Here is a 13977-nt window from a genome sequence, read left to right as displayed (position 1 = left end):
TCCGGGGATAACAGGCTGATACCGCCCAAGAGTTCATATCGACGGCGGTGTTTGGCACCTCGATGTCGGCTCATCACATCCTGGGGCTGAAGCCGGTCCCAAGGGTATGGCTGTTCGCCATTTAAAGTGGTACGCGAGCTGGGTTTAGAACGTCGTGAGACAGTTCGGTCCCTATCTGCCGTGGACGTTTGAGATTTGAGAGGGGCTGCTCCTAGTACGAGAGGACCGGAGTGGACGAACCTCTGGTGTTCCGGTTGTCACGCCAGTGGCATTGCCGGGTAGCTATGTTCGGAATAGATAACCGCTGAAAGCATCTAAGCGGGAAACTAGCCTCAAGATGAGATCTCACTGGGACCTTGAGTCCCCTGAAGGGCCGTCGAAGACTACGACGTTGATAGGTTGGGTGTGTAAGCGCTGTGAGGCGTTGAGCTAACCAATACTAATTGCCCGTGAGGCTTGACCATATAACACCCAAGCAATTTGCTTGCTTCGAGCCCAAAGGCGAAAGAGCACCAGATTGCGGTGTGTGAAGACGAAACGAACCGAAAGTTCGAGATACTCACAAAACACCAAGCTGTCACATACCCATTCGCTGGAGCGTGAACCCGCAAGGGCCCATGACCTGGCTACCGAATTTCTTGACGACCATAGAGCATTGGAACCACCTGATCCCATCCCGAACTCAGCAGTGAAACGATGCATCGCCGATGGTAGTGTGGGGTTTCCCCATGTGAGAGTAGGTCATCGTCAAGATTAAATTCCGAAACCCCTATCTGCGTATGCAGGTAGGGGTTTTGTTTTGCCCGTAGAAAAGTGGCGTAACCACGTCAAACTGGCTTGAGTGTCACGAACTGACTCCTCAACCATGCATGGAGCCGGGAAACTGCCGGGGATACCTGTTTGCGATGGGGACAGACCAGACTCAGCGGTAAACCCTCACCCGGATGATTCTCCATCAACACCACCAGTCGTCCTGCCGTGACATCTGCGCTCACATCCAGCCAAGACTTGTAGGCGATGCCTTCGCCTTCAATGGCCCAGCGCCGGGCTATATCGGCGTCATCACTGAACAGCGGTCCGGATACTTGGATAGTACGGGAACCCAGGTTCCACTTATCGATTGCGGTCCTCAAGGCTAAAGCGGGTAAGCAGCAGGCCTTGAAAGCAGCACTCCTGGCCTTGATCGAACCGACACGAGAGGAGCCAGGAAACCTGGATTACGTCTTGTTTGAACGACAGGATGAACCCGGCACGTTCTTCATGCGCGAGGCCTTCAAGGATCCGGCTGCACTCGATGCGTATTTTGCCATGCCGTACTTTCAGCGTTTTGCCGCCGCCAGCGACGACCTGCTGGCCGAGCCCTTGCAGCTTATATTCCTTGAGCAGATTTCGACTTAGAGTGACCTAGTGCTGCATCAGCCTGTTTAACCGGCCAGACGCACTCAGTGCGTCTGATGGTCAGTCCTATGTATCGAGGGCTCTGCTGTGAAAGATTCTGCGCAACAGCCACAGACTGCAACACCTGTCCACGAGGACATTGACGTCATCGAGACCAACGAGTGGCTTGATGCCCTGGCGGGTGTCGCCCGGGTCTCAGGCGCCCCGCGGGTCCGCTTCCTGTTGCAGCGTCTGGCCGAGCAAGCCAACCGCCTCGGGATTCAATCAGCGTCCAACGCCCATTCGCTCTACCAGAACACCTTGGCGTTAGAGCAACAACCGGTGTACCCCGGCGACCTGGTGATGGAGGAACGCATCACTTCGATCATTCGCTGGAATGCCTTGGCGATGGTGGCGCGAGCGAATAAAGCCTACGGCGAACTCGGTGGCCACATTGCCAGTTTCGCCTCGGCCGCAGAAATTTTCGAGGTCGGCTTCAATCATTTCTTCCGGGCCGATAACGCCGAGGGGCGGGGCGATCTGGTGTACTTCCAGGCGCACTCTGCGCCCGGCGTCTATGCACGAGCCTTTCTGGAAGGGCGTCTGCAAGAGGCGCAACTGGAACGCTATCGGCAAGAGGTCGACGGCGGAGGCTTATGCTCTTATCCGCACCCTTGGTTGATGCCTGACTTCTGGCAGTTTCCGACGGGCTCGATGGGCATCGGCCCCATCAATGCGATTTACCAGGCGCGCTTCCTGCGTTACTTGCAGCACCGCGGCATTGCAACGACGGATAGCCGCCGGGTGTGGGGCGTGTTTGGCGATGGCGAAATGGACGAGCCCGAGTCGATCGCTGCGCTGTCACTGGCGGCACGTGAAAGCCTGGACAACATCACCTTTGTGATCAATTGCAACCTGCAACGCCTGGACGGTCCGGTCAGGGGCAATGGCCAGATCATCCAGGAACTGGAATCGCTTTTCAGCGGTGCCGGATGGAACGTGATCAAAGTGCTGTGGGGATCTGACTGGGATGCCTTGTTTGCCCGGGATCACGGGCAAGCGTTGTTGCGTCATTTCTCGCAGATGGTGGATGGGCAATACCAGACCCTGGGCGCCAATGACGGTGCTTACAACCTCAGTCATTTCTTTAGCCAGGATCCGCAACTGCAAGCACTCGTTTCACACATGAGCACCGAGCAGATCGAAGCCCTGCGCCGGGGCGGACACGATTTTCGCAAGTTGCACGCGGCGTTCGAGGCGGCCAGGCGGCATAAGGGCCGGCCGACTGTGATCCTGGCGAAAACCAAGAAGGGTTATGGCATGGGCCAGATCGGCGAGTCGCGCAACACCGCTCACCAGCAGAAAAAACTCGATGTCGATGCCCTTAAAGCCTTTCGTGATCGTTTCGCCTTGCCGCTGGACAATCAAGCGGTGGAGGAGCTTCGCTTCTACCGACCGGCAGATGACAGTCCCGAGTTGCGCTATCTCCATCAGCAACGTCGTGCGCTGGGCGGCTACCTTCCCAAGCGCAGCAGCCATGCAGCGACCATTGGCGTCCCGCCGCTCGACAGTTATGCGCGCTTTGCGTTGAGTGCCGATGATCGAGAAATTTCAACAACGATGGCCGTGGTGCGGCTGTTCACCCACCTGATCAAGGACAAACAACTGGGACCCCGCATCGTCCCCATCGTCGCCGATGAGGCGCGCACGTTCGGCATGGCCAATCTGTTTCGCCAGATCGGTATCTACTCGTCAGTCGGGCAGCTTTATGAGCCGGAAGATGCCCATGCCCTGCTGTACTACAAGGAGTCGACCGACGGGCAGTTGCTGGAGGAGGGCATCACCGAGGCCGGCGCAATCTCATCATGGACGGCCGCGGCAACGTCTTACAGCGTCAACGGCGAAGCCATGCTGCCGTTCTACATTTATTACTCCATGTTTGGTTTCCAGCGCATCGGAGACTTGATCTGGGCCGCTGCCGATCAGAGCGCGCGAGGGTTTCTGATCGGCGCCACGTCCGGGCGGACGACGCTGGCCGGGGAGGGGCTGCAGCATCAGGATGGCTCCAGCCAGTTGATAGCATCGACGGTGCCCAACTGCCGGGCCTATGACCCGGCATTTGCCAGTGAAGCAGCCGTGATCATTGATCATGGATGTCGACGCATGCTCGAGCAGCAAAAGGATGAGTTTTACTACCTGACAGTGACCAACGAAAACTACGTTCAGGCGTCACTCGAGCCGAGCCAGTATGAGGATGTCATCCGCGGCATGCGCTTCTATGAACGAGTGGGCGCCGATACCCCCGCAGTCCGCCTGCTGGGCTCGGGGGCTATTTTGCGTGAGGTGATAGCGGCGGCACAGATCCTCGACGAACAATGGCAACTGAGCAGCGAAATCTGGAGTGTCAGCAGTTTTTCCGAATTGGCTCGCGACGCACGTGAAGTGCAACGTCAGCAACTGTTCGGCGGGGACTTCGCGTTCACGAGTCATGTGCAGGCCTGCCTGCCAGGACTCGTTCCGATCGTTGCGGCCAGTGACTATGTCCGCGGGTATGTGCAACTCATCGCGCCTTATGTACAGGCGCCCTTCAATAGCCTGGGAACTGATGGCTTTGGCCGTAGCGACACGCGTTCGGCCTTGCGCGACTTTTTTGAAGTCGATCGCTATCACATCGTGCTGGCGGCGCTCGCCATGGTGGATACGCAGGCTCATGCCAAGGCCCGCGAGCAATACGGTATTGAGGCTGTTGACGAAGCGCCTTGGAATCGATGAGTGGACATTCTTCGCTTCAACTCGAACTCGATTTGCAAGTGCTGAGGCCTCGGATGTCGCTCATGGTGGCCCTGAAATGATTCTTCTAATTTAGTGACAGCAATATCAATATTGAAAACATCCTCAATATTGAATATCTTGGCCCTGCCTGACGATGAGACCTGCGTGCCTCACGACTTCAATCACAACAAGGGCTCGAGATGAACAACAACAAGAAAGATTGCCAATTGCCTCCCGCCGCCGTCGACGTGCTGGTTATCGGTTATGGCCCGGTAGGTGCGACCATCGCTGCGCTGCTCGGCCGCTATGGGGTCACGACCCTGGTACTGGACAAGGTCCATGACGTCGTACTGATGCCTCGTGCCATTGCTCTGGACAACGAGGCGTTGCGCATCCTGCAACTCGCCGGTTTGTCGGAAGACGCTTTCGAGACGATCGCTATCCCTGAAGTGAGGATGCATTCCCCGGTGCTTGGGCAATTTGGTCGCGCCAATACCGAGGGGTGCATCGACGGCCATCCGAAACTGGTGACGTTCTATCAACCCGACCTCGAACACGCGATGCGCAGCCAGGTTTCCCGGTTGAAGTCAGTGACCAGCCTGGGCGGCTTCGAGCTTGAGAGTCTGGTCGAAGTGTCGGATGGCGTCGTCGCCTCCGTACGGGATCAGAACGGGCAATCGCATTCCATTCGCACCCGATACCTGGTCGGTGCGGATGGTGCAAGCTCCAGGATCAGAGCATTGATCGGCCAGGAGTTCGAAGGGCAGACCTATGCAGAGGATTGGCTGATTGTCGATGTCAAAAACCGGCATGAGTCAGCGATTGATCACATTGAGTTTATCTGTAATCCGCAGCGCCCAACGCCGCACATGCCTGCCCCGGGCGGCAGGGAGCGTTGGGAGTTCATGCTGCAACCCGGTGAATGCCGGGAAGAACTGGAAAGCCCGGAAAGCATCGCCCGGTTGATCGCGCCATGGATCAACCCGCAGGAGCTGGAAATCGAGCGCAAGGCGGTGTATCGATTCCACGCGCGCTGCTGCAAAAGATTCAGCAAGGGTCGCGTTTTTCTCGCTGGCGACGCTGCGCACATCACCCCTCCATTTGTCGGGCAAGGCCTGGTAGCGGGGCTGCGAGATGGCGCCAACCTTGCCTGGAAACTGGCCTGGGTTCTTCGCGGCCATGCCGCCCCTGCAATACTCGATACCTATGACGTAGAGCGCCGTCCCCATGCCCAGGCGATGATCAATCTGGCAAAACTCATGGGTCGTCTGGTGATGCCCAAGAACAAGATTGCAGCGTTCTTCATCCACGGCCTGATGCGCACGCTGGCGTTGACCCCCGCGACCAGGAGGTACTTCGAGCAGTTGGACATCAAGCCGAAGAACACCTTCACACACGGCCTGTTCGTGCAGCATCGGCGGGGCGACAAACTGGTGCGTGGCAGCCTGTTTCCCCAAGCCTGGATTCGCACCCTGCAAAAGCAGATCAAGCTGAGCGACGATGCGCTTGGAGACAACCTGACCCTGGTTGGATTCGGTGTAGACCCGTTGTCACTGCTTACTCCTGATCAGATCATGGCCTGGGAAAAAATGGGCGGCCACTTCCTCGAGGTCAGAACACGCGGCCAACGCTCCGGCGGCGGCTGCGACTTCATCGAAGACATGAACCATGACATCCTGCCACTGGCTCCCAAAGGAACGCTGGTCGCGGTTCGTCCCGACCGGATCATCATGCATCACGCCCCAGGCGCAGAGGCGGGCAGTCTGCTTCAAGATTGCAGGAGCCTGCTGGGTAGCAAAGACGCCACGGTTGATAGCGTTTCCATTACCATCAACGAGCCCACTAGATTACGAGCTTGATCATGCATTCCCCCATTCTTCCTTTAGAAACTGTTGCGTCAGAACCTCTCACGAGAGGCCACAAGAAACGCGAGCGCACCCGTCGTGGCCTGGTGGACGCGGCGTTGCGTCTTGTCGCACGCAAGGAAGTGGGGGAAATCGCGCTGCTCGAAGTCGCTGCGGAAGCCGCGGTATCCAACGGCACCATCTACAACTATTTTCGAACGCGCGACGAAGTACTGGAGGCCGTGGGCATTGCCATGGCCGCCGAGTTTTCCGATGCCATATCCGTCTTGAGCGCGGACGAGCAGTGCGGTGCGCAGCGGCTTTCGATTGGGGTTCGCATGTTTGTCTGTCGGGCCGCCGCCGACCACCAATGGGCGAATGCGCTGCTGCGCATCATCCATTTCGACCAGACCATGCGCTCGCGTCTGGCTGCCCATGTCCTGGGCGATCTGCGTGAGGGGCTGCGCGCGGGCACTTTTGCTTACGTGGACGAAGGGGTCGCCCTGGACATCGTCTTATCCTGCACAACCGGAGCAATGCGCTCGGTTGTCGAAGGGCGTGCGGGCGCGGAGCACGATGTGCGGGTCGCGGAAATGACGCTCCAGGCTCTGGGCGTGACACCCGCCAAAGCCCGGAAAATCGCTGGTAAGCCGCTACCCACCTGATCTGATGTGATTCAGCAAACCAAATTGATCACCTGTCAGAGATACGGTGCAGCTGAGCGCGCGTGTTCATTTTTCATGTGCCAAACCTGCCGGTGGTCTAGTCGTATCCATCCCTTTCCATTGGCATATAACGGTTTCCGTTGAGTTGGACGTGCTTCAGCGCCAAAACGTTGTTGACGACAACTGAACACACGTGTTCAATAGGGCCATAGGGTAATCCTGGAGAGAGCACCGTGCAATCCCTGAATCCAACACAGCGCCGCATTCATCAAGCCGCCTTTCGGCTGTTCGCTGAAAGAGGCACCTCACAAGTGAACATTCTCGACCTCGCACAAGAGGCCGGCGTGGCGCGTGGAACCGTCTATAGCAACATCGACAACATGGAAAGCCTGTTCGAAGCCGTCGCTGGCCAACTGGCGAGGGAGATGCATGAGCGCGTCAACAAGAGCTTCGATTCCCTCACCGATCCGGCGCAGCGCCTGGCCAATGGCATTCGATTCTTCATCCGTCGAGCGCACGAGGATTCCCAGTGGGGGGCATTCATCCATAAGTTCGCCATGAGCAATGCGTCATTGCGCGAAATGTTCAGCAGCCAGGCGACCACGGACCTTCTGAGCGGGCTTTCCACCGGGCGCTACACGTTTCAGCAGGCGCAGTTGCTCTCAGTGCTGACGCTGATATCGAGCAGCGTACTGGGCTCGATTTTCCTGGTGCTGGAAGGTCATCGGACGTGGCGCGAATCGGGCTCTGACACCGCCGAGCTGGTACTGCGGGCATTGGGTGTGCCACCGGATGAGGCACGCGCGATGGCGACAATAGAGTTGCCGGCGCTTCCGTCTCTGGACTGAGCCCTAACTGATTCAACTAGAAAACACCCCTGTTTTTTCAGGGGTTCGGGACTGCTTTGCCCTGAAAAAACCGGAAAACAAAAACAATGAATGACATAAACCAATTGCACCGGTTGGCGACACCACAACCCTCCCGGCATCCACAACCGACCGTGAAGGCCCGGGATCTGACTCACCTGATCTTTCAACGGCCGGACTTGAATGAGGCGGCGCGGTTCCTGACCGACTTCGGCCTGACGGTCAATCGGCAGGACGCCGATACGCTGTATCTGCGGGCCACCGACGCCACTTCCTATTGCTACCGTGTCCATCGTGCCGAGCATGCACGATTTATCGGCTTCGGACTCGCAGTGTCGTCGCTTGAAGATCTGGAAAAGCTCGCTCAAATTCCAGGGGCGTCATCGGTAGAAAAGTCGGAGCATCCTGGCAAAGGGTTCTCCGTCCGGCTGACCGATCCTTCCGGTTTTATCGTGGAAGCGATTTGCGACCAGGCCCCCGGCAAGGCGCTGGCACACAGAGCGCCTCTGCACTGGAATCTGGCGCACGAGCAGCCACGAATCAATGCCACGCAGCGCCCGCCGATTGCGCCCCCTGAAGTCCTCAAACTTGGCCACATCGTCATTGAAGTGGCCGACTACCAGGCGACCTGCGCCTGGTACACGGAGCATTTCGGGTTCATTCCCAGCGATGTGCAGGTGCTTTCCGACGGCACGCCTATCGTCACTTTCATGCGCCTTGATCTTGGTGACAGTCCCGCGGATCACCATACGCTCGCGATTGCGCAAGGGTTCATGGCGACCTACAGCCATAGCGCCTATGAAGTCGTCGATGCAGACGCGGTGGGCATGGGGCAGCGCGTCCTGCGCGAGCGCGGTTGGCAACACTCATGGGGCATCGGCCGGCACATTCTGGGCAGTCAGATCTTTGATTACTGGCAAGACCCATGGGGCGACAAGCACGAGCATTACTGCGACGGGGATCTGTTCACGGCCACTCGGCCGACGGGCATTCATCCGGTAAGCCCCGAGGCAATGGCCCAGTGGGGGCAGCGCATGCCCAAAAGTTTTACCAAACCCAAGATCAGCCTGGCCAATTTGCGTGCGCTGATCCGCAACCTGCGACGCAGCCCGGATTTGACCCTTCGCAAGTTGATGACCCTCATGCGGATGTTCGGGTAGAGCTGCCGCCATGTCGAATAACTCAACCCGATTTCGCCGGCGGGACGTGCTTAAAGCCGGCGCCTTGCTTGCCGGCGGTGCGTGGGTCTACACCGTTGCCGGCCCCGTTTCAGAACAACACCACAGTTCCCGCGCCACCGAGTTCGGGACAAACGCCGCTCCAGGAGTACCTTCAATGTCTGCTGTACACGTCGTCCGCTTCGAATTTGAGAACGGTATCCACTGGGGCGTGCTTCGCCAGGGCCGTATTACGGTGGTCCCCGGTGTTTTTGAAACCACCGGTGACTTCATTAGCCAGAACAGTATCGAAGACCTCGCTCAACTCAAAGGCTCGGAGCTTGCGCAGGGTGAAGTAAAACTGCTGTCGCCGGTAACCCGTAACCAGCAGTTCGTCTGCCAGGGTGCCAATTACCGTCAGCACATGATCGAGTCGGGCATGGACCCGGATGCGAAAAAATTCAACATGATCTTCACCAAGGCGACCAGTTGCCTGGTGGCGGCTGACAGCGACCTGATCAAGCCGCGGACCGTACGCTTCCTCGACTACGAAATCGAACTGGGGTTGGTGATGAAACGCGCGATCACCGGCGCCGTTGCCGTCACCGATGCCAATCTGCATGAGTTCATTGCAGGCGTCGTCATCGTAAACGACTACTCGGCGCGAGACGTTCAGATTCCGCAGATGCAGTTCTACAAGGGCAAGAGCTTCCGCACTTTTGGTCCGGTCGGCCCGTACCTCTGTCTGCTGGATGCAAAGGACATGCATTACCTCAAAGCATTGCAACTGCGCCTGACCGTCAACGACCAGGTGCGACAGAACGACAGCACGGCCAACCTGGTTTACGGCCCCGCTGAAACCCTGACCGAGCTCTCGTCCGTGCAAGATCTCGACGTTGGCGACCTGATCGCTACCGGCACGCCTGCGGGCTGCGCTCTGACGATTCCTTCGCCTGCCAAACAGCGCATTGCGGCCCTGATGCCAGAAGCCACCAAGTGGAAACTTTTCCTCAAGGCGCAAGAGGGCCGGACGCAGTATCTCAAGGCCGGTGACGTGGTCGAGGCGCGCATTCGCAGCGCCGATGGCGTGGTCGACCTCGGCGTGCAACGCAACCGCGTCGTGGAGCAAGCCTGATGGTGGTGCAGACCCTGTGCGACATCGAACGTCTCGAACGAGTCCCGTTGTCGGAGCGTGACCTGGCTTCCAGCACGTATGAAGCGCTGCGCCAGGCGGCCGAGAGCAACCCGCAGGCACCGGCGCTTAGCTTCTTCGCTGATGCTGCGGATTTCAAACACACCTTTGAGTGGGATTACGCCCGGCTCTTCGCGGAGATCACCCGCGCGGCCAATGCCTTCCATGACCTGGGCATAACATCGGGTGAGGTGCTGGCCTTCATCCTGCCCAATCTGCCGGAAACCCATTTCACGATTTGGGGCGGGGAGGCGGCCGGCATCGTCATGGCGATCAATCCGCTGCTCGAGGCCACGCAGATGGCGAGCTTGCTCAATGCCGCGAAGGTATCCGTGGTGGTGACACTCGCGCCGACGCCGGGCAGCGATCTGTGGCCCAAACTGGCTTCGCAGCTGCATCAGCTACCCACGGTCCGGCAGGTGGTCTGGGTCAGCATGGAACCCTATGCCCCCGAGCCGGTGCGTGGTGCCCTGAAAGCCGCGGCACTGATGGAGCGAGGCCAGCACCGCGATATCGAGATCCACGATTGGCAATCGCTGATGAGCACCCAGCCGCACGCCCACCTGAAGAGCGGCCGGCAAATCCGCCCGGATGAGTGCTCCTCCTACATCTGTACGGGCGGCACCACCGGGCTGCCCAAGATCGCCGCGCGTACCCATGGCTCGGAAGTCTTCAATGCATGGGCCGTGGCCGCTCACTTGCAGCCACGCAGTGGTGGACAGGTGATCTTTTGTGGCCTGCCGCTGTTTCATGTCAATGGACAAATGGTGACCGGGTTGATGTCGTGGACTCAAGGCGATCATGTGATACTCGGGACACCTCATGGGTACCGTGGCGAGGGGGTGATCCCACGCTTCTGGGAGATGGTCGAGCACTTCGGAATCAACCTCTTTTCCGGCGTACCGACTGTCTATGCCGCACTGCTGCAAAACGAATGGCAGGGCCGCGACCTCTCCAGTCTTCGCTTTGCAATGTGTGGCGCCGCGCCCATGCCGGCCGAGCTTTTCCGCGAGTTCGAGCGCCGGACCGGGGTAAAGATCCTGGAAGGTTACGGCCTGACTGAAGGGGCCTGCGTTTCCTCAATCAATCCGCCCCATGGCGAGCGTAGTATCGGCTCCATCGGGATACGGATCGCCTACCAGAAGATGCGCGCGGTCTTGCTCGACGATGCTGGAGCGTACCTGCGTGACGCCGAAGTGGATGAGATCGGCCTCATCACGATCAGCGGCCCGAATCTTTTCGAAGGCTATCTGGAGGAGCGTCATAACCACGGCCTCTGGATCGATATCGACGGTCAGCGCTGGCTGAATACGGGCGACTTGGGTCGTCAGGATGCGCAAGGTTACTTCTGGCTGACCGGTCGCAAGAAGGAGTTGATCATTCGCGGCGGTCACAACATCGATCCCAAGCAAATCGAGGAGGCTCTGCAAGCGCATCCCGCCGTCGCCCTGGCCGCTGCCATCGGCAGCCCCGATGCCTACTCGGGCGAAGTGCCGGTAGCCTACATTCAGCTGCGCCCCGGGCAAGTGTGCAACGCCGAAGAACTTGAGGCGTTTGCGCATCTGCACATCAGCGAGCGAGCAGCAGTGCCCAAGCGCATTGAAATCCTTGGTGCGTTGCCACTGACGGCTGTCGGCAAGATATTCAAACCCGCCTTGCAGCAGCGCGAGATTGCCAGAGTCGTCCGTCAGGAAGCAGGGCGCCTGGGGCTTTTGGACATTGCTGTCGAGGTCGTGCAGGACAATCGCCGTGGGCATGTTGCCTGCATCCGGGCCGGAACTGGCCAGGAACTATTGGCTCAGCTCCTGGGGCGCTACAGCTTTCAAATCGAGTGGCTTGGTTAAGTCCCTGATTCTAATCCGGCCATCAAGCCCTGGCGCTGTTTAGCCAGGGCCTTTTACACAACGTCGATCAACGCCAACCGGCACTGAAAAGTGCACAGGACGGCGAAGCCTTGCCTGCGTGAAATCAATAAAAACAATAAACCAGAGGTGGAAAATGAAACTCAAAAGCCGTGTGATTCCGTGTCTCTTTGCTCAGCGAAAGTGCGTTGCCTGGATCAAGTTCACCGGTGCCATGGCACTCTTTGGCGCCTCTACAGTTGCAAGCGCCAATGGCATTGCCCTTAACGAACAAAGTGCAAGCAGTGCAGGAACGGCGTATGCGGGAAGGTCGTCTTCGGCGCTGGATGCCAGCACTATTTACGGAAACCCTGCCGGCTTGACCAAATTGAAACGCAGCGAGATTTCCGGCGGGGCCGCGCTCGTGTCGGTGAGTGACGACATCAGTGATGCGCAAAGCAGTGCAGCAGGAACCAACAAAGGGGATTCGGTCCCTTTGGGCGTCGTGCCCTTCGCCTATATGTCGACACCCCTTGATGAGCGTTTTTCGATGGGGCTGGGCCTCTATGCCCCGAGTGGCCTGATCAATGATTACGAGCGCTCTTTTCAAGGCCGTTACCATGGATCCTATAGCACGACCAAGGAGATAACCCTTCAGCCCACCGTTGCCTGGCGGATCAATGATTTCGTGTCCATTGGTGGCGGGCCGACCCTGAACCGTTTCAATGCAAAGCTTCAGAATTACCTGGCCACTGGTGCCCTGAACAACGGTCAGGACACCCTGGTCACCATCAAAGGCGACGACACGGCGATTGGCTACAACGTCGGCCTGTTGGTCGATTTCAGTGAGGCAACGAGTTGGGGGATTACCTATCACTCGAAGGTGAACTATCACCTCAAGGGGCATACCGACGTTTCCGGTTCCCCGAGCGTTGTCCCGCTGGACGGGAGTTATGACGCCAAGCTGGATCTGACCATGCCCGAATCAGTGGACACGTCCATCACCCATCGATTCAACAGTCGCTGGACCGGATACCTGGGGACTACCTGGACACGATGGAGCCGGATCCAGCAGGTCGAGGCCATCAACAGCGGTCTTTCCCCCCTGGGCCAGGCGGCCGGCCTGGGCCGTGTGACTGAAGAAATGAACTGGCGCGACACGTGGTCCACCGCAGTGGGCGCCTCCTATCAATTGAATCAGCAATGGCTGCTGCGCGCAGGCTACGCCTATGATCCGTCGCCCATCAGAAATGCCGATCGCAGCGTGCGCATTCCGGTCGGGAATCGCCAGGCCGTGACCCTTGGCGGCGCTTACTCGCCGAACCCCGATCTGACGATAGACTTTGCTTATGGTTATCTCTGGGATTCCAAAGTCTCTGTCAAGCAGTCGAACAACTCCGGTCTGCAACCGGAATATAGCGCCAACTATGAAAACAGTGCGAATGGCATTTCGGTGCAGGCAACTTATCGGTACTGAACGATTGACAGAAGTAGGTATCGCAGCTGGCAATCAGTCTGAACGCATCACTCGTCCTGACGGCGGGTGTAATGCAACAGCCGATCGGTCTCGGTCTTGACCACCAGGTAGCACTCGCAGCTCAGTCGTTCGAGGCGCGCTCGATCCAGTACGGTGATCTGGCCTCGGCTGTACTCGATGACGCCTTGGCGTTGTAGTTTGCCGGCTGCTTCGGTGACGCCTTCGCGGCGCACACCCAGCATGTTGGAGATCAGCTCCTGGGTCATGTTCAGGCGATTGCCGTGCAGGCGATCCAGCGACAGCAGGAGCCATCGACACAGTTGCTGATCGATCGAATGATGGCGGTTGCACAGGGCGGTTTGTGACATCTGTGTGATCAGCGCCTGGGTGTAACGCAGCATCAGCAGGAGCAGGTCGCCATGACGGTTGAACTCTTTCTTGAGTTTTTGCCCGGGCAGACGAAACGCAGTTCCGGCACTTTGCACCACCGCGCGGCTAGACGTGCTTTCGCCGCCCATGAACAGCGCAATACCGATCAGCCCCTCGTTTCCGACCACGGCAATCTCTGCTGATGAGCCGTTTTCCGTGACATGCAGCAGGGACACGATGGAGTCCGTCGGAAAGTAAACGTGCCGCAAGGTGTCTCCCGGTTCATACAGCACATCGCCTAGCGCCAGGCTGACCTGCTCCAGGTGCGGAACAAGGCGCTGGAGGTCGTCGGCCGGCAGCGCTGCAAGGAGATGATTGTCGCTTGGCTTGGGAGAAGCAGGCATGGCAGAGCATCCT

The 13977-nt window shown here is 58.4% G+C and carries 10 protein-coding genes, 2 rRNA genes and 1 pseudogene (1 of these 13 only partly in view); 11 read left to right on the top strand and 2 right to left on the bottom strand.

Features of this window, described 5'->3' with window-relative positions:
* Nucleotides 1–464, top strand: a 23S ribosomal RNA gene (locus tag ACA060_RS16410) (it extends 2428 nt beyond the left edge of the window).
* Between the two features lie 173 nt (nt 465–637).
* A 5S ribosomal RNA gene (gene rrf / locus ACA060_RS16405) occupies nt 638–753 on the top strand.
* Between the two features lie 74 nt (nt 754–827).
* Here the strand turns inward: rrf and ACA060_RS16400 are convergent.
* Nucleotides 828–1121 (bottom strand): annotated as a pseudogene (locus ACA060_RS16400) (LysR substrate-binding domain-containing protein); the annotation flags it as partial.
* Between ACA060_RS16400 and ACA060_RS16395 the strand changes: the two are divergent.
* From ACA060_RS16395 to ACA060_RS16355, 9 genes are all read left to right on the top strand, one after another.
* Nucleotides 1090–1398, top strand: coding sequence for a putative quinol monooxygenase (locus tag ACA060_RS16395; RefSeq protein WP_497318276.1), 309 nt, complete (start codon nt 1090–1092; stop codon nt 1396–1398). The pseudogene ACA060_RS16400 and the gene ACA060_RS16395 overlap by 32 nt on opposite strands.
* Nucleotides 1399–1485: 87 nt before the next feature.
* Nucleotides 1486–4149 (top strand): alpha-ketoglutarate dehydrogenase, encoded by a 2664-nt coding sequence (gene mdeB, locus ACA060_RS16390; protein WP_497311804.1) that lies wholly within the window; start codon nt 1486–1488, stop codon nt 4147–4149.
* A gap of 200 nt (nt 4150–4349) precedes the next feature.
* Nucleotides 4350–6008 (top strand): bifunctional 3-(3-hydroxy-phenyl)propionate/3-hydroxycinnamic acid hydroxylase MhpA, encoded by a 1659-nt coding sequence (mhpA, locus tag ACA060_RS16385; RefSeq protein ID WP_497311803.1) that lies wholly within the window; start codon nt 4350–4352, stop codon nt 6006–6008.
* 2 nt (nt 6009–6010) lie between these two features.
* Nucleotides 6011–6658 carry a TetR/AcrR family transcriptional regulator gene (locus ACA060_RS16380; RefSeq protein WP_497311802.1) on the top strand — a complete coding sequence of 216 codons (648 nt, stop codon included), beginning with the start codon at nt 6011–6013 and terminating at the stop codon, nt 6656–6658.
* Nucleotides 6659–6891: 233 nt separating this feature from the next.
* Nucleotides 6892–7506: a TetR/AcrR family transcriptional regulator gene (locus ACA060_RS16375; RefSeq protein ID WP_109632361.1), complete on the top strand. Its 615-nt coding sequence runs from the start codon at nt 6892–6894 to the stop codon at nt 7504–7506.
* An 86-nt stretch (nt 7507–7592) separates the two neighbouring features.
* Entirely contained in the window at nt 7593–8684 is a 1092-nt protein-coding gene (locus ACA060_RS16370; RefSeq protein WP_497311801.1) for a VOC family protein, read from the top strand.
* A gap of 175 nt (nt 8685–8859) precedes the next feature.
* On the top strand, nt 8860–9816 hold the full coding sequence (locus ACA060_RS16365; RefSeq protein WP_497311800.1) for a fumarylacetoacetate hydrolase family protein: 957 nt from the start codon (nt 8860–8862) through the stop codon (nt 9814–9816).
* Nucleotides 9816–11717 carry an acyl-CoA synthetase gene (locus ACA060_RS16360; protein ID WP_497311799.1) on the top strand — a complete coding sequence of 634 codons (1902 nt, stop codon included), beginning with the start codon at nt 9816–9818 and terminating at the stop codon, nt 11715–11717. The genes ACA060_RS16365 and ACA060_RS16360 overlap by 1 nt, the downstream gene beginning before the upstream one ends.
* A 154-nt stretch (nt 11718–11871) precedes the next feature.
* Nucleotides 11872–13191, top strand: coding sequence for an outer membrane protein transport protein (locus ACA060_RS16355; protein WP_497311798.1), 1320 nt, complete (start codon nt 11872–11874; stop codon nt 13189–13191).
* Nucleotides 13192–13238: 47 nt separating this feature from the next.
* Here ACA060_RS16355 and ACA060_RS16350 read toward each other — a convergent pair whose 3' ends face one another.
* Nucleotides 13239–13964: a Crp/Fnr family transcriptional regulator gene (locus tag ACA060_RS16350; RefSeq protein ID WP_497311797.1), complete on the bottom strand. Its 726-nt coding sequence runs from the start codon at nt 13962–13964 to the stop codon at nt 13239–13241.
* Nucleotides 13965–13977: the final 13 nt, after the last annotated feature.

The sequence above is a fragment of the Pseudomonas sp. LBUM1671 genome (genome assembly GCF_059695685.1).
The sequence above is the reverse complement of the archived record's forward strand: the minus strand, read 5'-3'. Positions and strand labels throughout refer to the sequence as shown.

Bases quoted from the DNA above. Each gene is read 5' to 3' on its own strand.
- ACA060_RS16355 (WP_497311798.1), top strand. From the start codon at position 11,872: ATGAAACTCAAAAGCCGTGTGATTCCGTGTCTCTTTGCTCAGCGAAAG.
- ACA060_RS16365 (WP_497311800.1), top strand. From the start codon at position 8,860: ATGTCTGCTGTACACGTCGTCCGCTTCGAATTTGAGAACGGTATCCAC.
- ACA060_RS16350 (WP_497311797.1), bottom strand. From the start codon at position 13,964: ATGCCTGCTTCTCCCAAGCCAAGCGACAATCATCTCCTTGCAGCGCTG.
- mhpA (WP_497311803.1), top strand. From the start codon at position 4,350: ATGAACAACAACAAGAAAGATTGCCAATTGCCTCCCGCCGCCGTCGAC.
- ACA060_RS16360 (WP_497311799.1), top strand. From the start codon at position 9,816: ATGGTGGTGCAGACCCTGTGCGACATCGAACGTCTCGAACGAGTCCCG.
- ACA060_RS16380 (WP_497311802.1), top strand. From the start codon at position 6,011: ATGCATTCCCCCATTCTTCCTTTAGAAACTGTTGCGTCAGAACCTCTC.
- ACA060_RS16370 (WP_497311801.1), top strand. From the start codon at position 7,593: ATGAATGACATAAACCAATTGCACCGGTTGGCGACACCACAACCCTCC.